This is a genomic window from Brevundimonas sp. LPMIX5, assembly GCF_003576505.1.
GTDB lineage: Bacteria > Pseudomonadota > Alphaproteobacteria > Caulobacterales > Caulobacteraceae > Brevundimonas > Brevundimonas naejangsanensis.
In genome coordinates, this window is record NZ_QWTZ01000013.1 from 90,963 (window position 1) to 113,231 (window position 22,269).

A 22,269-nucleotide genomic window follows, 5' to 3' on the forward strand; every position below is an offset into this window, starting at 1 on the left:
CTTGCTCATTCCGGGGTGTCGCAATAGGAATGTCAGGCGCAGGATGGTGAAACCGCTGGCTGGGCAGCGTGGGGGCCGTGGAGGCTAGGCTTTTGGGAACAACGGACAAAACTGCGAACGCGCCGGATGCGGCCGTATCGGCCGTGTCCACGGCGGACGACCTGGCCCAGGTCCTGCGGATCCGCATCCAGAAAAGCGAGCTGGCCCCCGGCGAATGGCTGCGCGAGGTCAAGCTGTGCAATGAATTCGGGGTCGGGCGCTCCATCGTGCGCCGGGCGCTGCGGACGCTGGCCGACGACGGCCTGATCGAGATCGAGGAAAATCGCGGCGCCTGCGTGTCGGCCACGACGGTCGAAGAGGTGTTTGATCTTTATGAGGTGCGGGCGGCTTTGTACGGTCTGGCGGCGCGTTTCGCCTGTCTGCGCGGTTCGGACGCCGTGATCCGCAGCATCCTTGAAAAGATCGACGCCCTGCTGGCTCAGGCGGCGGAAACCGCGCCGGCTGAGCAGATCATAGAGACCAGCGAGGCCATCTTCAGCCAGATGGCCGACTGCGCCAGCGTTGACGCCCAGCGCATGATCGAGGCGGTGCGGCGCAAGACGCGCTTTCACTTCTCCTATGTGGCTCTGGCAATCAACGCTCAGGGGCCGGGGCCGTTTGAATACTGGCGCAAGGTGCGCGAGGGGCTGGAGGCGCGCGACGCCGAAAAGGCCAGCCAGGGCGCGCGCGACATCCTCTACTACATGCAGGGCGAGGTCGCCCGCATCATGTTGGCGCGCGGACCGCGCCTGAGGACCGAGCCGCCGGCCGCGCAACCGCCGGCGTCGAAGAGGGCTTCGACCAGGAAAAGAGGAGGGGGCTGATGCCGCGCATGATCTCGCGCCTGGCCGGGGCGGGCATGGCCGCTGCGGCGCTCCTGTTCACGACGGGTTGCGCGGCAGGCGTCGCGCAGACGCAGGCGGCGCCGACCGTTGCGGACGAGGGGCGGACGCAGGCGCTGCTAGACTATCTGCGGTCGCAGAACACGACCGGCTTCCTCGTCATCGAGGACGACCGCACCCTGATCGATCAGGCGTGGAGCCCGCCGGTCGGCGACCGGATGTTCTCGGCCTTTCTGTATGGGCATACGGCCGATGGTGTCCTGCTGGAGGATGTGGCGTCCCAGCAGAAGAGTTTTATCGCCGTTCTGGCGGCGGTCGCGGTCGACAAGGGGCTGCTGGACGTCGACCAGCCGGTCAGCCGCTATCTGGGCGCGGGCTGGTCCAAGGCCACGCCCGAGCAGGAAGGGCGCATCACGGTCCTGCATCTGCTGAACATGACCTCGGGGCTGGACGAGGGCTTCGCCTATACCCATCCCGCAGGCGACCAGTTCTTCTACAACACCCCTGTCTACGCCGTGACCAAACGGGTGCTGACGGCCGCGTCGGGTCAGTCGCTGGACGCCATGACCCGCGCCTGGCTGACCGAGCCGCTGGGGATGAAGGACACCGACTGGCGTCAGCGCCCGGCGGCCCTGGCCTCGGCCGGCAACAACACGGCGCTGGTGACCACGCCGCGCGACATCGCCCGCCTGGGCCTGATGGTGTTGAGCGGCGGCCTGGCGCAGGACGGGACGCGGGTGGTGTCCCAGGCTCAACTGGCGGCCATGTTCGAACGCTCCCAGGCCAATCCGGCCTATGGGCGCCTGTGGTGGCTGAACGGCGCCGACTATGCGGTGCGCGGCGTCGATCGCCGGACCGAGGGGCCCCTGATCGCAGCCGCTCCGATGGATCTGGTGGGGGCTTACGGCCTGTTTGAACGGCGCCTTTACATCGTGCCAAGCTACAATCTGGTGGTGGTCCGCACGGGAGCGGCCGCCATCGACAAGGACTTTGATCAGCAACTCTGGCTGCGGTTGATGAAGGTGCTGGGCGACCGCCCGGCGTCCGCGCCCGAACCTTAAAACGCCGCGCCTTTTCAGACGAAATTCCGCTCGTGACCTGTCGCGAGCGCCGCCGAAGCCTGTCCGGGACCCGGACCGCTTCTGTTCCGATCTCAAGAGTACAGGATGAAGCCCGTGATTGACGGCAGCATGCAGACCTTCCCGCTAACGCTCGATCAGATCGTCGAGCACGCCGCCAAATGGCATCCGGCGGCCGAGGTGGTCACAGCCCGTCAGGGGCAGGACAACGCCCGCGTCACCTATGCCGATCTGCGCCAGCGCGGCCTGAAGATCTCCAGCATCCTGAAAGGGCTGGGCGTCGAGGTGGGCAGCCGCGTGGCGACGCTGGCATGGAACACCCAGGCGCACGTCGAGACCTGGTACGCCGTCATGGGCATGGGGGCGGTGTGCCATACCCTGAACCCGCGCCTGACGGCCGAACAACTGGCCTGGATGCTGGATCAGTCCGAAGCGCGCATCGTCTTCGTCAGCGCCGATCTGATGCCGCTGGCCATGCAGGTGGCGGACCGGGCGCTGGGCGTCGAGCAGGTTTTCGTCATCGACGGCGCGTCGGACCTGGCTCACCCTCGCGCCCGTGTCGAGGCGATCGAGCCCCTGATCGCCGACGCCCCTATGGATGTGCGCTGGGGCGAGTTCGATGAGAACGCGCCGTCGGGCCTGTGCTTTACCTCGGGCTCCACGGGGATGCCCAAGGGGGTGACCTACACCCACCGCTCCAGCTTCCTGCACACCTGGAAGCTGTTGCAGGCCGACGTGCTGGCCCTGCGCAGCGTGGATGTGGTGATGCCGGTCGTGCCCCTGTTCCACGCCAACGCCTGGGGCCTGCCCTTCGCCCTGCCGGCGACGGGGGCCAAGATGGTTCTGCCCGGCCGTCAGATGGACGGCGCCAGCCTGGCCCGGCTGATCGCGTCCGAAGGCGTGACCGTGGCGGTGGGCGTGCCGACGGTCTGGCTGGGTATGTGCGATCATCTGGAGGCGACGGGCGCGCGCCTGCCGTCGCTGGAGCGCATCATCGTCGGCGGGGCGCCCATGCCGCCCGCCCTGATGGAGCGGATCGAGCGCCAGTTGGGCGTCATGGTTCAGACCAGCTGGGGCATGACGGAGATGTCGCCTACGGGCGCCTTCGGCGTCCTCAGCGATACGGAACGGTTCGCCGCCCTGTCGGGCCGACCGGCGCTGGGCGTCGATCTGATGGTGGCTGATCAGGACGGGGCGCCCCTGGCCCAGCAGCGCGATCAGGAGGGCCGCCTGTTCGTGCGCGGCGCCGCCGTCATCGAGCGCTATTTCGGCCAGAGCGAGCCGGTGGTGGACGCCGACGGCTGGTTCGACACCGGGGACCTGGCGAAGATCAGCCTGCGCGGGGATCTGATGATCACCGGCCGCTCCAAGGACCTGATCAAGTCCGGCGGCGAATGGATCAATCCGGCCGACATCGAGGCGATCGTCTCGGCCCTGCCCGAAGTTGCGCTGTCGGCGGTGATCGGCCGCGTCGACCCGAAGTGGAGCGAGCGCCCGATCCTGATTGTGGAGCTGCGTGAAGGCCGCGACATATCCGACGAGGCCATTCTGGCGGCGCTGAAGGGCAGGATCGCGTCGTGGTGGACGCCCGACGCCGTGATCCGTCTTGACGCCATGCCTCTGGCCTCGACCGGCAAGATCGACAAGCTGAAGCTGCGCGCGCTGTACAGTCAGGGCTGAGGGGCTCGGCATAAAGCCAGAAGGCCGCGTCCTGAGGGGGCGCGGCCTTTTTGATGCGTGGCGAACGGCTATCCGATCCAGCATCAACATGAAAAAAGAGCGGGCCGCATGGCGACCCGCTCTTCAGGCGACGGCGGCGGGGATCAGGCTTCGCCTTCCTCCACCCAGTCCTTGCGCAGGGTGCGAACGGCCAGCAGGGCCAGCACCGCCGAGATCACATAGCAACCCATCAGGGCGACGGCGGAATAGCGCAGGGCCTGGTCGCCGAAGTGCGGGATCATGGCGTCGCTCAGCCCGCCCAGCAGCCACGAGCCGCCGCCGATCCCGATCAGATTATTGATGAACAGGAAGCAGGCCGCCGCCGTCGCCCGCATATGGGACGGCACCAGATGCTGCGTGGCCGTGGTCAGCGGCCCGACGAACAGCACCGTCAGGGCGTTGGGGATCACCAGCAGGAACCAGGCCAGAACCGGCGATGAACTCATGAAACCGGCGATGAAGAAGGGCGCTGTGACGGCCCAGGCGATGAAGGACACCTTGGCGTAGGCGCCGCGATCCATCTTGCCCAGCTTGTCCGCCAGAACCCCGCCCAGAAACACGCCCGTCACCCCGCCGAAGAATAGCAGGGAGCCGAAATAATAGGATGTGGTGGTCAGGTCGAAGCCGAACATCTGCATCAGGATGGACGGGCTCCAGAAGGCCAGGGCGTAGCCTGCCAGGCTGCTCATGGCCGAGGCGAAAGCCATCAGCCAGAAGCTGGGCTTCTTCGCCAGGATCGAGAAGACGGCGCCGATGGGCTGGCGGGTCTTGGCGGCGGCGGGACGTTTCGGCTCCTTGACCACCAGACGGAAGATCGGCGCGATCACCACCCCCGCGACGCCCAGCACGATGAAGGCGGCGCGCCAGTCCACCGCCCTGGCGATGGCGGCGCCCAGAACGACTCCGGCGGCCAGTCCGACCGGGATGCCCAGCGAATAGATCGACAGGGCGCGGGCCCGGCGCTCGGGCGGGAAGTATTCGGAAATGATGGCGTAGCTGGGCGCCACGCCGCCGGCTTCGCCGACGCCGACGCCGACGCGCATGAAGAACAGATTCCAGAAGCCTGTGGCCATGCCGCACAGGGCGGTGAAACCGCTCCATACCGTCAGCGACAGGGTGATGACCCAACTGCGGCTGGTCCGGTCGGCGACGACCGCCAGCGGAATGGCCAGCGTCGAATACAGCAGGGCGAAGGCGATGCCGCCCAGCGCGCCCAGCTGCGTATTGGTCAGGCCCAGGTCCGCCTTGATGGCCGGGGCCAGGATCCCAAGAATCTGACGGTCCAGGAAGTTGAAGATGTAGACGATCAGCAGCATGGCCAGCACCAGGCGGGCATAGGCGCGGCTGTGGGTCGGCTGCGACACGGGGGCGGCGGTCATGACGAGGCCTCGCTGGCGCCGCTCGTGCCGGGCGCTGGGGGAATGGGAGGGGGCAGGCCCACGTCCTGCGCCGCCTTGGCGGCCAGGAAGGCCGGGCGGCTGGAAAGGCGCGCCCAGTAGTCCGCGATCTCAGGGCTGAACCGGTGGTCCAGATCCAGCAGCCGCGCGAAGACAAGAGCATAGCCGACGCAGACGTCGGCCATCGTGAAGCGGTCGGCGCATAGCCACTCGCGGTCGCCCAGCGCGCGGGTCAGATGCCGCAGCCGCGACAGGAACCACTGGGTATAGTCGTCGGCCGCCTGTTTCAGCCGCCGTTCCTCGGGTTCGAGGCGAGTGTATCGCAGGACGATCGTCTGGGGAAAGGTCAGGGTCGCCTCGCTGCGATGCAGCCAGTCCAGCCACAGGCCGTAATCCGTTTCGTGCGCCTCGACCGCCAGAGGCGAGGGGCCGTAGCGGGTCGCCAGATACTGCGGAATCGCGGCGGACTCCGTCATCCGCACCTCGCCGTCGATCAGCAGGGGGATGGTGCCGAGCGGGTTCAGCTCCAGATAGTCGGGTCGATGGACGCGAGGTGGGAAGGGCAGCATGTGCAGCCGATACTCCAGCCCCAACTCCTCCAGCGCCCACAGGGCCCGGAACGAGCGGGCGTCGACGCAGTGATAAAGCTCGATCATGGGCGGGCCCCCCCGAAAGCCGCGCCCGTGGCACAGGATGCAGCCGCGCGCATCGCCGTAATTCGATCCCTCATACATCCTCCCGATGGCGCGTCTCGGACGGCGCTCTAGGATGGACTTTGACGCATCATGCGGGGTTGTCAAAGTTTTTGTACGACAATTAGTATGCGATGGTATTACATCATCTGTCTGCCGCAGGGCGTGCGCTCGCGGCTGAAGAGAACGGCTGAGCGTCCAGCGGAGGAAGAGGAACGATGCAGTTGAAAGCGCCTGAAAAGCACGGCTTCGACGCCGGGCGGCTGAACCGCGTCGACGCCTTTGTGAAGGAACGCTATCTGGACACGGGGCGTCTGCCGCACGCGCAGATCCTGATCAGCCGCGACAATGAGATCGTCCATTTCAGCAGTCAGGGCGCGGCGCGGGAGGGGTCGGACAGGCCCATCGACGAAGGCTCGATGTTCCGCATCGCCAGCATGACCAAGCCGGTCACCTCGGTCGCCTTCATGATGCTGGTCGAGGAGGGCAGGGTCGCGGTCGACACGCCGGTCCATGAGGTTCTGCCGCAGTTCAAGGATGTGGGCGTCTATCAAAGCGGCGGGGCCGGGGCGCCGTTCGCCACGCGCCCGCTGGACGAGCCGATGCGGATGCTGGACCTGCTGCGCCACACCGCGGGCCTGACCTACGGTTTCCAGTATCGCAGCAACATCGACGCGGCCTATCGGGCCTGCGCCTCCAACGCCGGGCCGGTCGAGAACTGGTATGGCGAGGCCGACATCAACGCCTTCATCGCCGACCTGGCCCGACTGCCGCTGGAGTTCGCGCCGGGCGCCGCCTGGAACTATTCGGTGGCGACCGATGTGCTGGGGGCGGTGATCGAGCGGGTGTCCGGCATGACGCTGGATCGCTTCTTCGAAGAGAAGATCTTCACGCCGCTGAAGATGCACGACACCGGCTTCATGGCGCCGGCCCAGAAGGCCGATCGCCTGACCGACTGCTATGTCTGGGGCGGGCCTGCGGCCGGGCGGGTCATGTATGATCGCGGCGAAAGCAGCATGTGGTTGCAGAAGCCCAGGCTGTTGTCGGGCGGCGGCGGCCTAGTCTCGACGGCGCTCGACTATCACCGCTTCTGCCTGATGCTGTCCAATGGCGGCGAACTGGACGGCGTGCGCCTTCTGGGCCGCAAGACCGTCGACCTGATGACGATGAACCATCTGCCGGGCCGCTCGGACCTGTCCACCCTGTCGCAGTCGCTGTTCAGCGAGACGCAGAACGGCGGCGTCGGCTTCGGCCTTGGCTTTGCGGTGACCCAGGACGTGGCCCGGACGATGATCCCCGGATCGGCCGGAGAATTCTATTGGGGCGGCATGTTCTCGACCAGCTTCTTCATCGACCCTGTCGAGAAGCTGCATCTGGTCTTCATGACCCAGCTCAGCCCGTCGCTGCTGTATCCGATCCGGCGCGAGCTGAAGACCCTGATCTATTCGGCCCTGACCTGAGCTGACGCCGAGGCGGCAGTCGCCCTCTCGGCGGCGTTGCGGATCGCCCAATGAAAACCCCGCCGCTGTCGAACAGCGGCGGGGTTTCTGTTTTTCAGGCTCTGTCCTGACTTACCAGCGGTACGACAGGGTGACGCCTGCGGTGCGCGGGCGGCTGTAGCGATAGGCCAGAGGAATATCGCCCTGCTGCAGCTTCAGCACCGGCACGACTTCATTGGTCAGGTTCTTCACGAAGAAGGCCAGTGCGGTACGCTTGTGCTCGACGCCGAAACGCAGGTCGACATTGTCGATGTCTTCCAGCGGGATGAAGGGCGAAGCCGCCGTGACCGTGTCCTGACCGCCGCCACGCTGGCCGTTATAGGCGACGTTGACGAAGCCGGTCGTGTCGTCGCCCATCGGGTGGCGATAGTTGACGTTGGCGGACATGGTCCAGTCCGGCGTCTGGGCCACGGCGCTGCCCAGCAGGGGCAGGCCGGGGATGCCCGCGGCGACCTTGGTGAACTCGGCGTTCTGATTGGCGCCGTTCAGGCTGACGGCCAGACGGTCCTGACCGATCCAGAACACCGTATCCAGCGAGGCCTCCACGCCCTTCACCTCGACGGTGCCGCCGTTGATGTTGAAGTTGGCGCCCGCCTGTCCGCAGGCGTTGGCCACGGTGCAGCCGTCCAGCACGCTGGCGATCGCGTCGGTGGTGCGCGACGTATAGGCCGACACGCGCAGGAAGACGCCCTTGGCCAGGTCGGACTTCAGGCCGATTTCATAGCTGGTGGTGTTTTCGTTCTCATAGGTCGGCCGCAGGGGATTGGGCGCGTTCTCATTGGTCTGGCCGTTGTTGACGCCGCCGGCGCGATAGCCGGTGCCGGTGCGGGCGTAGACCAGGGTCGGGCGCTCGGTGGCGAAGCGGTAGCTGGCGCTGGCCGCGTAGCTGAGGTTGTCCTGCTTGAAGTTGTACGTGGACGGCGTGCCCGACAGGGTGGTCGTGTACAGCAGATAGTCTTCCTGGCTGACCGTCTTGTCGTCGTGCGAATAACGCAGCTCGCCGCTGAGCGACAGCTGGCCGATGTCGTACTTCAGAGAGCCGTAGACGGCGGCCGAGGCGTATTCCGACGGCGAGATGCGCTTGGCGCCGAACGGGCGCGGGAAGGGCGTCGGGCAGGGCAGGGAGTTCGGCGTCAGCTGATAGCAGATCGGCGTCGTCGGCGTGCCGCCACAGATGCCGGACGTGGCGGTGATCACGCACGGGCTGGTGACCGAGTCGCGAATATACATGTCGTCCTGAAACAGGACCTCGGTGCCCGCCAGCCACTGCAGCTTGCCGTCCAGGGCTTCGCTGGTGATGTGGATGTCCTGATAGAAGGTCTTGTCCGTCACATCGGTCGAGGTCTGGCCCAGAGGGTAGAGCCCGGCCTGGCCCTGGGACTGGAACATCGCCTGGGTGGCCAGGTCGACCGCCGCCGAGAAGTTCTGACGCGAGCGATAGCGCTGGGCCATCGTCGTCGAGGTGATCTCGCCCCAGCCCAGATCGTATTTGGCGATCAGCATGGCGCGCTGGACGTTCTGGTTCAGGCTGTTGGTGGTGTCCTGCGGAATGTCATAACGCGGGCCGGTATAGCCCAGCGGCAGGTTGGCCAGCTTGCCCGGCGGCACGACCCACTGGTTGGCGAAGGTCGGCAGGTTCATGTCTTGGGCGTCGACCAGGAATTTCACGTCCCACGGGCCGTCGTTGTAGCGGAGTTGGCCGCGCACGATGTAGCCGTCGGTGTGGTCGTAATAAACGTCGCGCTTGGGGTTGTAATAGATGCCGTCGCCCTGCCCGGTGACCTGGGCGCCGACGCGCACGGCGACCTTGTCATTGATCTTCTGGTTGACGACGCCCTCGACGCGCAGTTGGCCCAGATCGTCGGTATAGGTGGCCGAAAGACGCCCAGCGTTGCGGAACGTCGGCTCGGCCAGGACGATGTTGACGGTGCCGAACTCGGAGTTGCGGCCGTAAAGGGCGCCTTGCGGGCCTTCCAGAACCTCAACGCGGGCGATGTCGAAATAGTCCAACCGCTTGAAGTTGCGCCCGCCCAGGGTGCTGCTGCCGACATAGGCGCCGTTGACGAACAGGCCGACGCCGGAATCGGCGCTGGTGGCGCGCTGGGTGCCTGAGCCCCGCACCGAGATTTCAGAGAGGTTTTCGCTCTGGACGCCGTTGAAGCGAACGCCCGGCACGGTCTGGAGCAGATCGCCGACGCCTTCGATCGGGCTCTTCTTCTCCAGCTGTTCGCCGCTGAGGGCCGTGATCGTCGAGGGCACGTCGCGGACGGCTTCTTCGCGACGGCGCGCCGTGACCACGACGTCGCCGACGTTGGTCGCGGACGCCTGATCCGCCGCTGTCGGCGCCGGGCTGTCCTGAGTCTGCGCGACGACGACGGCGGGCGTCATTACCGCCAGCAGCGCCGCTGATGAACATGCAATCCAACGTGCCATGCCCGATTCCTCTCCCTCATATGACGCCGACTTCTTTGCGACGGCTGAGGGGGGACAATCTCTCCGCCTTCCTGGCTTGTCAACATTGTACGACAATAGTGTCTAGATTGGATAACTTTATAGCTGAGGGCCATGCGTCCCGGCCTAGCGGCTTGATTAGAGGCGAGGGGGCAGGGCCCGGTGCATCACCAGGCTTTAATGTCCAACAATAAGATATTTCTTGTCGTGCAATTGCTTGACAGCCCCGGAGGGCTGGCGGACGTTGAGCGGGGAATGTCGTCAGGGGACGCGAGGAGGGCAGGATGGCGGAGATATCGGCGACGACCCGCAGGCCGGGGCTGAAGGTGGCCGTCATGGCCTCGGCCAGCGCAGCGGTCGAGTGGTATGATTTCTTCATCTACGGCACAGCGGCGGCTCTGATCTTCCCGCACCTGTTCTTTCCGGCGGACCTGCCGCTGTTCGTGGCGCAGATCGCCTCCTTCAGCACCTTCGCCGTGGGGTTCATCGCCCGGCCGGTCGGAGGGATGCTGTTCGGGCATATGGGCGACACCCACGGTCGCAAGCGGGCTCTGGTCGCAGCCATGCTCATCATGGGCGTGTCCACCGTGCTGATCGGCCTGCTGCCGACCTATGCACAGGTCGGGGTCTGGGCGCCGCTGATGCTGGTGGCCCTGCGCTTCGTTCAGGGACTTGCGGTCGGCGGCCAGTGGGGTGGAGCGGCCCTGCTGGCGATTGAAAGCGCCCCAGCGAGCAAGCGCGGATTATACGGTAGTTTCGTTCAGGCGGGCGTGCCGCTGGGCGTGGTTCTGGCCAATACGGTCTTCCTGATCACCAGCGCTTCGGTTTCAGACGCGGCCTTCATGGTCTGGGGCTGGCGCATCGGCTTTCTGGTGAGCGTTCTGTTGATCGTCATCGGCCTGCTGATTCACTTCAAGGTGGCCGAGCCGGACGCGCCCCGGAAGGATGCGCCCAAGGCGGAGGCCCCCAAGATAGTGGTCAGGCGTCGCTCGCCTCTGTTCCAGGCGGTTCGCAGCCATTGGCGTGAGATCCTGCTGGCAGGCGGCACCTTCGTGGCCAACAACACCTGCTTCTATGTCGCCATCACCTATGCGGTCGCCTATGGCGCGACCAGCGTAGGGCTGGACCGTAATCTGCTGCTGGGGGCGGTGATGGTCGGCAGTCTGGTGATGGTTCCCGGATTGATGGCGTGCGGCGCCCTGTCGGATCGCTTCGGTCGCAAGGGGATTTTCCTGATCGGCGCCGTGGTGTCCGGGGGCTGGGCCTTTGCAGTCTTCCCGATGATCGACAGCGGATCGCCGGTTCAGGTCGTCGCCGCCATTACGGTGCAACTGCTGTTCATCAGCCTGATGTACGGCCCGCAGGCAGCCCTCTTCGCCGAGCTGTTTCCCAAGTCGATCCGCTATTCCGGGGCTTCTTTGGGTTATCAGGTCGGGGCGGTCGTGGGGGGCGGCTTTGCGCCCATCATCGCGACGGCCCTGTTCGCGCGCTACGAATCCAGCCTGTCTATTTCCATCTATCTGACCGCCATGTGCGCCGTGTCCTTCCTGAGCGTGATCCTGCTGGGCCAGCGGCTGCGTCAGGGCATGGCCGAGTAATGCGCGTCGACAGCGCCCGCCTGTCAGAGATCAAGGAGACTGTCATGATTGATGCAAGCCGACGTCGTTTTCTGGGAACCAGCGCCCTGCTGTCCGTGGGCGGGGCCGTCGGCCTGGGCGCCTCGTCAGCGACCGCATCGACCAGTTTGCAGGCCCCAACCTCGGCCGGCTTCGACGCAAAAGTCGAGCACGACCTGCGCCGCTATATCGACTTCGGCATCAAGCAGGCGGGCGGCGAGGGAGACAACGCCTGCGGGGAGTGGATGGCGGCCGAACTGACCGCCGCAGGCTATGCCGTCGAGCGCCAGTATTATGACGTCCCCTATTTCGAGGCGACGGCGGCGGAACTGACGATGGGAGAGGCGCGCGCCGCCGTCTATCCTCAGCCGATCGTCATCCCGACGGGGCCGCAGGGCGTGTCCGGACCGCTGGTGCGGGTTGATGCGCGCGGCGCCTACGCCGGATCGCTTGAAGGGGCGATCGCCCTGGTGGACCTGCCGTTCGGGCGCTGGTCCACCATGATCATTCCGGCGGCGCGCCGTCCGGTCGAAGCGGCCTTCGCCGCCGGGGCCAGGGCCGTGGTCGCCATCACCAACGGCCCGACCGGCAAGGTGATCGCCCTGAACGCCGATGGTCGCAAACCGATGTTCAGCGGTCCGGTCGCCCTGCTGGCGCCCGAGGACGCCGGGGCGTTCCTGACCGGCGCCGTCACCCGTCAGGAGGCGCGCCTGACCCTCGACGGCGCGGGCGGCCATCGACCGGCCTTCAACTTCGTCGGCCGTGTCGACCGGGGCAAGGGGCGCTGGCTGGCCGTATCGACGCCGCGCTCCGGCTGGTTCACCTGCGCGGCCGAGCGCGGCGGCGGGGCGGCGGCCTGGCTGGCGCTGGCGCGCTGGGCGGCGAAGGGCCTGCCGGACCATGACCTCGCCTTCGTCTGCAACACGGGTCATGAGTATGAGTATCTCGGGGCGTCCGAGGCGATGAAGAAGATCGCCCCGCCCCCGGCCGGCACCCGGTTCTGGCTGCACCTGGGCGCCAACTTCGCCGCGCGCGACTGGCACGAACTGCCCGGCTACCTTGAGCCTCTGCCCAGCGTGGACAGCCAGCGCTATCTGTCGATCTCGCCCGAGTTCCTGCCTCTGGCACGCAGCCTTTTCGCCGGACAGCCGGGGCATGAGGCGCCGGTCTCCAGCGCCGTGATGACGGCCGGAGAACTCGATGAGGTCGTGCGCGCCGGTTATGCGCCCGCCGCCGGCACCTTCGGCATTCACCGCTACCACCACGTGGCCGAGGACGATGCGCGCTGCATCGACGTGGCGGCGACCCGGACGGGGGCCGAGGGCTTCCGCCGCCTGATCGAGGCGGTTCTGGCGACGCCGGCCTGAGACGTCGCGTCTAGTGTTCCATCATGAGTAGGAGTTTGCAGGGATGTTGCTGAAGGACCGAGTGGCGATCGTGACGGGTTCGGGCGGGGGGCTGGGCCGCTGTCACGCGCTGTATCTGGCCTCGCAGGGCGCGCGGGTCGTGGTCAATGATCTGGCCGAGGCGGCGGCGCAGGGTGTCGTGGACGAGATCGTCGCGGCGGGCGGTCAGGCGATGGCGGCGGCCGGGTCGGTGACCGACGTGGACGCGGTCCAGGCGATGGTCGATGCGGCGATGCAGGCCTGGGGCCGGATCGACATCCTGGTCAACAACGCCGGCATCCTGCGCGACAAGAGCTTCGCCAAGATGACGATGGACGACTTCCGACTGGTGGTGGACGTGCACCTGATGGGCGCCGCCATCTGCTCCAAGGCGGTGTGGGAGATCATGCGCGCCCAGACCTACGGCCGCATCGTCATGACCACCTCGTCGTCGGGCCTGTACGGCAACTTCGGCCAGGCCAACTACGGCGCGGCCAAGCTGGCCCAGGTCGGGCTGATGCAGACCCTGGCCATCGAGGGGGCCAAATACGACATCAAGGTCAACGCCCTGGCCCCGACGGCGGCGACGCAGATGACGGCGGGCATCCTGTCCGAAGAGGTGCTGAAGGCGCTGGACCCGGCCCTGGTCAGCCCCGGCCTGCTGGCCCTGGTCAGCGAGGACGCCCCGACGCGCGCCATCCTGTGCGCGGGCGCCGGCCACTTCGCCACGTCCAACATCACCCTGACGCAGGGCGTGCGCATCGGCGGGGCCGAGGACGCCGGCGAACAGCTGATCGCGCGCTGGGGCGAGGCGAGCGACCGCGCCGGCGAGGCGGTCCCCGCCTTCGGCTTCCAGCAGGCGGCCCAGGAAATGGCCTCGGCGGGCGTGGAAGGCCCGGTGACGGCATAATTTCGGGCTGACGCCTTCGAGATTCTAAACGGTGGTGCTTTTTAACGAGCAGAGGTTGGAGTGGCGGCGCTTAGGCTGGTCAAAAAGGGCAGGACCGCTTCGCGCCAGCGTTCGGGGGTTTCCAACGCCGTCGCCGTGCCTGTGACCAGATCTCTTTCGCGCCAGTCGGGTCTGCGTTTCAGCAGACGGGCGCCGTGAGCATGAACGGGATCGCCACGACTGGACAACACCAGCGTCGGGGCGACGATGGCGTCCAGGATGTCGGCCATGTCCCAGGCATAGGCGGCGGCATGGCCGTGATCGGCGCCCGCGTCGTTCACATGATGGGCGATGATGGCCAGGTGCAGTCCGGCGACGGAGAGGTTGGGGTCCGCCATTCCTCGCATGAAACGCCAGCGCGATGTGAAATGGCCGCCGCCCTCTTCGGGCGCATGGGCGTGGTGCGGCAGGGCCAGACGTTGGGCGCGTTCTGCGGCGGTGTAGAAGGGCGGATTGTCGAGGATCAGGCCGCTGGTCCTGTCAGGTCGGGCGGCGGCGAAGGCGGCGGCGATCAGCGCCCCGGTGTGATGTCCCGCGATCACGGCGTCCGAAACGTCGAGGCTGTCGAACACGACGGCCAGGTTGTCGGCGTAGTCGTCGATGGCCGGTGGAGCGGACGGGCGGTCGGAGAGGCCGTAGCCCGGCGTATCGGGCGCGATGATCCGCCAGCCGGTCTGCGCCAGCAAGGGGGCCAGGCGGTGGAACTGAACCCCGCTCCACGGCGTCTGGTGCAGCAGAAACAGGGGGCGGCCGGAGCCCCACTCGCGCAGGTGGACCTGCCCCCAGAGACCGTCGACATAGCGGCGACGCCCGCTGGTCCAGGCGGAGTTCATGTTCGGGAGGTCAACGGGATGAGCCTCTGGCCCAACAGGCGCCCAAACGTCAGGGCGGGCGTCGCCATCATGCCTCCGCAGACGGCGCGTCCCATGGTCTGGCTTGCGCCCAGCAGTTCGCCGACGGCCCACAGCCCCGGTATGGCCGAGCCGTCCGGGCGGATCACCTGAAGCTGGTCGTTGACGGCCAGGCCGACCGCGCTGCTGACCGCCGCCCCCTGCACCCGTATGGCGTAGAAGGGGCCCTGCGCGATCGGGAGAGGCAGATGGCGGCGGCCCAGGAAGTCGTTGCCGGAATGGACGCCGTAATTATAGCCGCGCACGGCGCGCATCAGGCCGTGCGCGTCGACGCCCGCCGCCGAGGCCAGAGTCTTCAGATCGTCCGCCTTGTAGAAGAAGGGACGGTCTTCCTCGAACAGAGCGCGGATTTCATCGGCGTCGAAGCCGGCGATGAACGGCGGCGCTTCGCTCAGGATCCGCTCGTCGAACACGACCCAGTAACGTTGCTCGGGCTGCTCCAGCAGGGCGTTTTCGCGGGCATCGACCGACTCCATGTCTTCGCGCACAAAGCGGTCGCCGTGGGCGTTGACGTAGATCTCCCACGGCGGACGACGCTGGGGATAGGTGTTCAACCGGCCGACCATGCCGGGGCGCGGTCCTTCGCCGTCCAGCAGGAAGCCGAAGTTGATGAAGAAGTTCTCCCGGCCGCGCAGCCATCCGCCGACGCTGCAGCCCAGCCGGTGCCCGACGCCCTGCGAATAGACATAGGGCAGATTGGTGTAGAGCGGGACGCCGTTCATGGCCTGATAGATGTCAGGCGAGGCGGAATAGCCGCCCGTCGCCAGCACGGTCTGGGCGGCCTCGAAATGATGTTCGGCGCCGTGGGCGTCGCGGGTCGCAACCCCGGTCACGGCGCCGCCGGGGTTGGTCGTCAGGCTCAGCGCTTCATGGCCCAGCCGCAGGCTGATCCGGCCGTCTGCGACGGCCTGCTCGATGCGCGGGATCATGACGTCGCGCAGCGAGGCGCCGCCGTTTCGGCCCCAGTAGTAGCGGGCTCGCGAATAGGGCTCGTGGCCGACGCCGTCGACCGGACAGGCGGGATCGACGTCGAAACCCTGTTCCATCAGCCAGTCGAACGTCTCGGCGGCGTTCCATACCGCCAGCCGCACCAGGGCCTTGTTCACCGTGCCTCGGCTCAAGCGCATGACATCGTCGAAATGCGCCTGGGCGTCGTCTTCGATCCCCTTGTCGCGCTGCAGGCGCGTGCCCGCCGCGCTCAACTGGCCGTTGGCGACCCAGAGTGTTCCGCCCAGCACATCGGCGTGGTCGATCAACAGGACGCGGGACGCACGTTCCGCCGAGAAGATGGCTGCCGCCATACCGGCGGCGCCGCCGCCGACGATGATGAGGTCCCAGGGAGCGGCGCCTGAGGTCATGTTCAACGCAGGGTCATTTCTTCGTAGACCGGCACGCGGTGGCGAATCTTCACATGGCCGACCCTGGGCGCATAGGCGAACAGGTCTTGGTGCTCGATCAGGAACAGGGAGGGCGCCGCCTCGCGGTACAGACGGCCCAGCGCCTGATAGGCCTTCAACCGCTCGTCATCATCCATGATCTCGCGCGCGATCTTCAGCTTGTCGGTGATTTCCGCGTCGCAGAAGAAGGGCGTCGGCCGCATGCAGGAGAAGTCCTCCATCGCGCGAGTGACATCGTAATACTGGAAGCTGTTCCACGACAGGGCCAGCGCCTCGCCCGACCAGCTGTTGGTCTGATACTTCACCAGGAAGTCCGGCATGGTCATGACCTTGAGGCGGGTGTCGACGCCGACGGCGCGCCAGTATTCGGCCACGGCCTGGGACATCATGTCGTCGCCCGGCGCCGCGTCGGTCAGGACCTCCATCGTCAGATTGAAGCCGTTCGGGTAACCGGCCTCGGCCAGCAGACGGCGCGCCTTGGCGGGGTCGTAGGGGTAGGGCGGGATGGTCGGGTCGTAGCCGAACACCCCCCTGGCCGCAGGCTGGCCCGACGGCTTGGCGTTTTCCGGCAGCAGGGAGGCGATCGCCTCCTTGTCGACGGCGTAGTTGAGCGCCTGACGCACGCGAACGTCGCGCAGGGGCGAGGCCGGATCGCCGCCCACATTGCGGAAGGAGTAGGCCTTCACCTGCATGGCGGGGGTGTAGAGGACGTGGAAGCCGTTGCGCTCCAGCCGCTCCGTCTCCTCCAGGTCGACCAGCGACAGGTCCACATCGCCCGACAGCAGGGCCTGTGTCCGCCCCGCCGCGCTCGGCAGTTCATAGAAGACCACGCCGTCGATCGTCGACGGGCGCCACGACTTCGGGTTTCGGGCCAGGGTCAGGCGGCGGGTGCGCTGGTCCCAGCCGGTCATGACGAAGGCGCCGGTGCCGACCGGCTTCTGGGCGTAGGCGTCCATGCCCATATCGGCCAGGGCCTTCGGCTCGATCATCATGATGGCGGCCAGGCGGCGCGGCAGGACCGGATCGGGCCGTTCGGTGCGGATCTCCAGCTCCAGCGGCGCGACGGCGCGCACTTCGACGATGCCGCGGGCTTCGGAGCCGATCAGGCTGCGCTTGCCCTGATCCGAGCGCAGGAAGGCGAAGACCTCGGCCGCAGCCTCGGCGTCGAACGGGCGATCGTTGGAGTAACGCACGCCTTCGCGCAGCTTGAAGCGCCAGACCGTCGGTTCGACCAGCGTCCATTCGGTCGCCAGACCCGGCCCCAGCTGGTCGTTGTCGTCGATGGCGGTCAGGCCGTCGTAGATGGCCAGCCACAGCAGGGAGCCGGGACGGCTGTTGCCCCGGAACGGATTGCCCAGACTGGAGGGCAGGCTGCCGGCGGCGACGCGCAGCACCTGGCTGCCGGTCGCAGGCGTCGGCTGGCTCGCGCCGCCCTGTCCGCAGGCGGCGACCAGGGCCGCTCCCAGACACGCGGCGATGAAGAGGCGAAGGCTTTTCGGCGTCATGAGGGGGACTGCTCCTGCATGAGGGCGTTCGCGCCGATGATGTCCATCACGCCCGCCAGCGCCTCGTCCGAGATCGGCCCGCCGGCTTCCAGGGCGGCGCTCAGGCGCGGGTCGGCCAGGGCGGCGGCCGGGTTGAGGGCGGCGGCCAGCAACAACTGCGTATAGGCGCTCTTGGGGTGGTAGAGGACCTCTGCGACCGGCCCCTGTTCTACGACCTGACCGCCTTCGATGACGCAGACGTGGTCGGCCATGCGGCGCACGCTGCGCATGTCGTGCGAGACGAACAGCATGGCCAGATTCAGCCGATCCTTCAGCTCCAGCAGCAGGGCGGAGACCTTGTCCTGATTGGCGAAGTCCAGCGCCGAAAGCGCCTCGTCGGCGATCAGCAGGCGCGGCTCCATGGACAGGGCGCGGGCGATGGCGACGCGCTGTTTCTGCCCGCCGGACAGGGCGGAGGGCCGCAGGTCCAGCAGACGATGGTCCAGATGAACGAGGTCCATCAGTTCTTCGACCCGCCGCCGTCGCGCCGCGCCGTCCAGCTTGCCCACCACGATCAGCGGTTCTTCCAGCACGGTGCGGATCGACTGGCGCGGGTTCAGACTGGCGCCGGGGTCCTGAAAGACCATCTGGATGCCGTGCAGCATAGTCTTGGAGCGTTTGCCCAGAGGCGGCAGGGCGACGCCTTCAAACAGGATTTCTCCCTCGGCGGGCGTCGCCAGCCCGGCGACGGCGCGGACCAGGGTCGACTTGCCCGATCCCGACTCGCCGACGATGGCCATGACCTGACCGGGCGCCAGGTCGAAACCGGCGCCGCGCAGGACGAAGCGGCGGTCACGTCCGCTGCCGTAAGCGACCCCCAGGTTCTGAATCGACAGAAGCGGCGCGGTCATGCCCGTCTCCCCAGGTGGGCGGCGTCCCGCAGGCTGCGGGTGAAGGGATGCCGGGGCTCGTACAGCACCTGCGCCGTGGGGCCTTCCTCGACGATCTCGCCTTCCAGCATGACGGCGATGCGGTCGCAGACGGCGCCGGCGGCGGCGATGTCGTGGGTGATCATCAGGGCGGCGGCCTGCTGGGCCTGACGCCGCAACAGGGCCAGAATCTGCAACTGAACCGTCGGGTCCAGCGCCGTGGTCGGCTCGTCGGCCAGGATCAGCGCGGGCTGATTGATCAGCGCCAGGCCGATCATGGCGCGTTGGCGTTGCCCGCCCGACAACTGGTGCGGGAAGGCGTCGACGCAGGCGTCGGCGCCCGGCAGGCGCATCGCGCGCAGGGTTTCGACAGCCAGGGCGCGGGCGGCCGCCTTGTCAAGGCCGCGATGGCGTCGCGCCGACTCGATCAGAATGGAGCCGACCGTCTTCACCGGGTTGAACGAGGACAGGGGGTCCTGGAACACCATGCCGATGCGACCGCCGCGCACGGCGCGCCATTCCGCCTCGGCCAGATTGTCGATGCGGCGGCCTTCCAGATGAATCTCGCCGCCCGCGACGCGCACGCCCTGCGGAACCAGGCCGCCGACTGCGAAGCAGGTCAGGGTCTTGCCCGACCCCGACTGGCCGACCAGGCCGACGATCTCGCCGCGGCGGATCGTCAGGTCGAGGTTGGGGATCAGGACGCGGCGGTCGGCGACGGTCTCCAGCCTCAGCTTGCGGATATCCAGCACCATTTCGTGCGCCGTGTTCAGCTCAGCAACGCTCATCGGGTCAGATTCCGCAGGTGCTGGCCCACGCTGTGGGCGGCCACGATGATGATGACCATGGCGAAGGCCGGGCCCAGCGTCAGCCATGGGGCCTGCAGCATGAAGGCGCGTCCTTCGCTCAACATGGCGCCCCAGGTCGCGGCCCCCAGCGGCGCGCCGATGCCCAGGAAGGACAGGGCGCTTTCAGCCACGATCATCTCGGCGAAGTGGAAGACCACCAGCACCGACAGCGTCGGGACCAGGGCCGGCAGAACGTGGTGGGCGTAAAGACGCGCGACGCTCATGCCGGTCATTTCGGCGGCCTGGACGTATTCGCGCTGAAACAGGCTGCTGGCCTCGGCGTAGACGACGCGGGAGAAGACCGGCCAGGTCACCAGGCCGAGCGTCAGTGTGACCGCCCAGAAGCCGCTGTCGCCCAGCAGGGCGATCACCGTCACCGCCATGACGAAGGACGGAAAGGACTGGGTGAAGGTGGTCAGCAGCTTCAGGGCGCCGCCCAGCCAGGCGCCCTTGTGCGCCGCCGCCAGGCCGAAGGTCGTGCCGATGCTGAAGGCGATCAGGGTAGCGCACAGGGCCGACCCTGCCGACCAGCGCATGCCGTTCAGCAGGCGCGCCAGCACGTCGCGCCCCAGTTCGTCCGTTCCCAACAGATGGCCCGGCGCCAGCGGCGCGGCCAGACGCATAGACAGATCGATGGCGCGGTGATCGTGGCCGGACAGGGCGTCGCCGAAGATCATGACGGCGAGGCAGAACAGGCCCACCACGCCGGCGCCGACAATGGCGGGGGACAGGCTGCGGCTCATGATGCAGCCCTCGCGCGGCTGCGGATGCGCGGGTCCAGCAGGGCCTGCACCGCCTCGGTGACGGCGTTGCTGAGGAAGACGCTGACCACCATGACGAAGACCACGGCCTGCACCACGGGGAAGTCCAGGTTCAGCGTGGACTGCACCAGCAGCCAGCCGATGCCGGGCCAGGCGAAGATGGTCTCGATGACCACCAGACCCGTCAGCATGAAGGCCAGTTCAGCCCCGATCAGGGCGACGGCGCCCAGCAGGGCGTTGGGTAGAACATGGCGCCACAGGATCTGGTTTTCGGACGCCCCGGTCGAGCGGGCGGTGCGCACGAAGTCGGCGGCCAGGGCGGCATGAGTGTTGGCCTCGACCACGCGGATCAGCTTGGGGGCCAGGAAGGAGACGACCGAGATCACCGGCAGCACCCAGGTCGCCGGCCCGCCGTAGCCGATCGAGGGCAGCCATTCGAGCCCGGCGGCGAACAGGTTGATCAACAGCAGGGCGATGACGAAACCGGGAAATCCCTGCATCACCGTCAGCACGCCGCGCACCGCACGACGCGCCGCCCCGGTGCGCTTCTGCCCCAGCCAGGCGCCCAGCGGCAGGGAGATCAGCAGGTTCAGACTCAGCGCCATTGCGGCCAGGAACAGGGTGGCGGGCAGGGAGGCCAGCACCTTGCCCAGGGCCGGGCTTCCATCGGTCAGCGACTTGCCGAAGTCGCCCTGAAGCAGCCGCAGCATGGTCTGGCCGTACTGGACGATCAGGCTCCTGTCGAAGCCGTATTCGACGCGGATCGCCTCGATCTGAGCCGGAGAGGCGGCTTCGCCCGCAATGACCAGGGCCGGGTCGCCGGTCAGCCGCAGCAGGAAGAACAGCACTGTCATTGCGGCGATCAGGACAAAGGCGAAGTCCCTCAAGCCGCCAAGCATACGAGAAGAGGAAAACATCAGGTGCGGCGGCTCGCTTTGCTGCGGGCCGAAACGCTCGGTAGAGGCTTGGGCATGTCCTGAACGGTCTCCGCCGCAGAGTCGTATCTAAGTTAAGACATCATCCTTAGGGTAAGCGAAGCGCCTGTCAACGGCGCTCAATCGCCGGACTTGAGATCGCCGAGCACATCGTCCGTATCCTGCCCCAGCCTCGGCGGCGGGGCGTCGTATCGCACCTGCGTCTTCGATAGTCGGATGGGCGAGGCGACGGTGCGGATCGGATCGGCCAGATCGGCCCGCGTCTGTTCGACCGTCAGGCCGCGATGGATGGCCTGAGGCTCGGCGAACACCTGATCGATGGTGTTGACCGGGCCGCAGGGCACGCCCGCCGCCTCCAGCGCCTGCATCAGCCCCTGCATGGTGAAGCCCGCCGTCTTCGCCGCGATCAGCGGACCCAGCGCCTCGCGCTCAGCGACCCGCAGGGCGTTGGTGGCGAAGCGGTCCTCGACTTCCAGCCCCAGGGCGCCGCACAGGGCGCGGAACTGGCCGTCGTTGCCCACGGCGATGATCACCATCCCGTCGGAACAGGCGAAGGGCTGATAGGGGGCCAGATTGGGGTGGGCGTTGCCCATCCGCGTCGGCGCCTTGCCGGACACGAAGTAGTTGGTCGCCTGATTGGCCAGCATGGCGGCCTGAACGTCGAACAGGGCGATATCGACGTGCTGGCCCTCGCCGGTCGCCCGCGCGTGCCACAGGGCCGCAAGGATGGCGTTGGAGGCGTAAAGGCCGGTGAACAGGTCGACGACCGCCACCCCGACCTTCATCGGCTCGGCGCCCGGCGCGCCGTCAGGCTGGCCGGTGATCGACATCAGCCCGCCCATGGCCTGGATCATGTAGTCGTAGCCGGCCCGGTGCGCGTCCGGCCCGTCCTGTCCGAAGCCGGTGATCGAGCAGTAGACCAGCCTCGGATTGATCGCCGCCAGCGAGGCGTAGTCGAGGCCGTATTTCTTCAGCCCGCCGGTCTTGAAGTTCTCGACCACCACGTCGCAGGTCGCGGCCAGACGGCGCACGGCCTCGGCGCCTTCCGGGCTGGCGATGTCCAGCTCGACCGACTTCTTGCCCCGGTTGGCGCACAGGAAATAGGCGGCGTCGCCGGGCGCGCCGTCGGTCGTGGTGGTGAAGGGCGGGCCCCAATGGCGGGTGTCGTCGCCGGCGCCCGGCCGTTCGATCTTGATGACCTCGGCCCCAAGATCGGCCAGGGTCTGCGTCGCCCAAGGCCCCGCCAGCACCCGCGACAGGTCCAGAACCCGCACGCCGTGAAGCGGGCCGCAGGCGGTCTTCGAAATCGCGGGGCTGGGGGTCATGACAGTCTCCT

Annotated in this window: 18 protein-coding genes; 7 read left to right on the top strand and 11 right to left on the bottom strand. The window is 67.4% G+C overall.

What is annotated here, in order from left to right; all coding sequences use genetic code 11:
* Positions 1-143: 143 nt before the first annotated feature.
* The 3 genes from D1604_RS12080 (at position 144) to D1604_RS12090 (ending at position 3,640) form a co-directional block, all read left to right on the top strand.
* On the top strand, positions 144-863 hold the full coding sequence (locus D1604_RS12080; protein WP_147399912.1) for a GntR family transcriptional regulator: 720 nt from the start codon (positions 144-146) through the stop codon (positions 861-863).
* The gene (locus tag D1604_RS12085) at positions 863-1,942 is read left to right on the top strand and encodes a serine hydrolase domain-containing protein (protein ID WP_199683768.1); all 1,080 of its coding nucleotides are present in this window, start codon (positions 863-865) and stop codon (positions 1,940-1,942) included. The genes D1604_RS12080 and D1604_RS12085 overlap by 1 nt, the downstream gene beginning before the upstream one ends.
* Positions 1,943-2,047: 105 nt before the next feature.
* Entirely contained in the window at positions 2,048-3,640 is a 1,593-nt protein-coding gene (locus tag D1604_RS12090; protein ID WP_233552071.1) for an AMP-binding protein, read from the top strand.
* Between the two features lie 143 nt (positions 3,641-3,783).
* On the opposite strand, the gene D1604_RS12095 is transcribed toward D1604_RS12090, so the two are convergent.
* Both D1604_RS12095 and D1604_RS12100 read right to left on the bottom strand, forming a co-directional pair.
* Complete coding sequence (locus D1604_RS12095) at positions 3,784-5,058, bottom strand: spinster family MFS transporter (RefSeq protein WP_119413478.1); 1,275 nt, start codon at positions 5,056-5,058, stop codon at positions 3,784-3,786.
* Positions 5,055-5,732 carry a glutathione S-transferase family protein gene (locus D1604_RS12100; RefSeq protein WP_119413501.1) on the bottom strand — a complete coding sequence of 226 codons (678 nt, stop codon included), beginning with the start codon at positions 5,730-5,732 and terminating at the stop codon, positions 5,055-5,057. The genes D1604_RS12095 and D1604_RS12100 overlap by 4 nt, the downstream gene beginning before the upstream one ends.
* Before the next feature lie 254 nt (positions 5,733-5,986).
* On the opposite strand from D1604_RS12100, the gene D1604_RS12105 reads away from it, so the two are divergent.
* Positions 5,987-7,228 (top strand): serine hydrolase domain-containing protein, encoded by a 1,242-nt coding sequence (locus tag D1604_RS12105; RefSeq protein WP_119413479.1) that lies wholly within the window; start codon positions 5,987-5,989, stop codon positions 7,226-7,228.
* Between the two features lie 111 nt (positions 7,229-7,339).
* Here the strand turns inward: D1604_RS12105 and D1604_RS12110 are convergent, their stop codons facing one another.
* On the bottom strand, positions 7,340-9,700 hold the full coding sequence (locus D1604_RS12110; protein ID WP_119413480.1) for a TonB-dependent receptor: 2,361 nt from the start codon (positions 9,698-9,700) through the stop codon (positions 7,340-7,342).
* 302 nt (positions 9,701-10,002) lie between these two features.
* Here D1604_RS12110 and D1604_RS12115 point away from each other — a divergent pair, with 302 nt between their 5' ends.
* The 3 genes from D1604_RS12115 to D1604_RS12125 are packed head-to-tail and all read left to right on the top strand — an operon-like array spanning position 10,003 to position 13,629.
* Entirely contained in the window at positions 10,003-11,316 is a 1,314-nt protein-coding gene (locus D1604_RS12115; protein WP_119413481.1) for an MFS transporter, read from the top strand.
* 44 nt (positions 11,317-11,360) lie between these two features.
* The gene (locus D1604_RS12120) at positions 11,361-12,701 is read left to right on the top strand and encodes a hypothetical protein (RefSeq protein ID WP_199683770.1); all 1,341 of its coding nucleotides are present in this window, start codon (positions 11,361-11,363) and stop codon (positions 12,699-12,701) included.
* Between the two features lie 43 nt (positions 12,702-12,744).
* The gene (locus tag D1604_RS12125) at positions 12,745-13,629 is read left to right on the top strand and encodes an SDR family NAD(P)-dependent oxidoreductase (RefSeq protein WP_119413482.1); all 885 of its coding nucleotides are present in this window, start codon (positions 12,745-12,747) and stop codon (positions 13,627-13,629) included.
* Positions 13,630-13,670: 41 nt separating this feature from the next.
* On the opposite strand, the gene D1604_RS12130 is transcribed toward D1604_RS12125, so the two are convergent.
* The 8 genes from D1604_RS12130 to D1604_RS12165 all read right to left on the bottom strand — a co-directional run bounded on the left by D1604_RS12130 (position 13,671) and on the right by D1604_RS12165 (position 22,258).
* Positions 13,671-14,501, bottom strand: a complete 831-nt coding sequence (locus D1604_RS12130; protein ID WP_119413483.1) for an alpha/beta fold hydrolase — start codon at positions 14,499-14,501, stop codon at positions 13,671-13,673.
* Positions 14,498-15,937, bottom strand: coding sequence for an FAD-dependent oxidoreductase (locus D1604_RS12135; protein WP_119413484.1), 1,440 nt, complete (start codon positions 15,935-15,937; stop codon positions 14,498-14,500). The genes D1604_RS12130 and D1604_RS12135 overlap by 4 nt, the downstream gene beginning before the upstream one ends.
* A 2-nt stretch (positions 15,938-15,939) precedes the next feature.
* Positions 15,940-17,481: an ABC transporter substrate-binding protein gene (locus D1604_RS12140; RefSeq protein ID WP_119413485.1), complete on the bottom strand. Its 1,542-nt coding sequence runs from the start codon at positions 17,479-17,481 to the stop codon at positions 15,940-15,942.
* Positions 17,478-18,371 (bottom strand): ABC transporter ATP-binding protein, encoded by an 894-nt coding sequence (locus D1604_RS12145; protein WP_119413486.1) that lies wholly within the window; start codon positions 18,369-18,371, stop codon positions 17,478-17,480. The genes D1604_RS12140 and D1604_RS12145 overlap by 4 nt, the downstream gene beginning before the upstream one ends.
* Positions 18,368-19,177, bottom strand: a complete 810-nt coding sequence (locus D1604_RS12150) for an ABC transporter ATP-binding protein (protein ID WP_158584928.1) — start codon at positions 19,175-19,177, stop codon at positions 18,368-18,370. Before D1604_RS12150 ends, D1604_RS12145 begins: the two co-directional genes overlap by 4 nt.
* Positions 19,174-19,980 (bottom strand): ABC transporter permease, encoded by an 807-nt coding sequence (locus D1604_RS12155; RefSeq protein WP_119413488.1) that lies wholly within the window; start codon positions 19,978-19,980, stop codon positions 19,174-19,176. Before D1604_RS12155 ends, D1604_RS12150 begins: the two co-directional genes overlap by 4 nt.
* A complete protein-coding gene (locus D1604_RS12160; RefSeq protein WP_119413489.1) occupies positions 19,977-20,915 on the bottom strand; it encodes an ABC transporter permease in 939 nt (312 codons plus the stop codon). The genes D1604_RS12155 and D1604_RS12160 overlap by 4 nt, the downstream gene beginning before the upstream one ends.
* A 137-nt stretch (positions 20,916-21,052) precedes the next feature.
* Positions 21,053-22,258 carry a CaiB/BaiF CoA transferase family protein gene (locus tag D1604_RS12165; RefSeq protein ID WP_119413490.1) on the bottom strand — a complete coding sequence of 402 codons (1,206 nt, stop codon included), beginning with the start codon at positions 22,256-22,258 and terminating at the stop codon, positions 21,053-21,055.
* Positions 22,259-22,269: the final 11 nt, after the last annotated feature.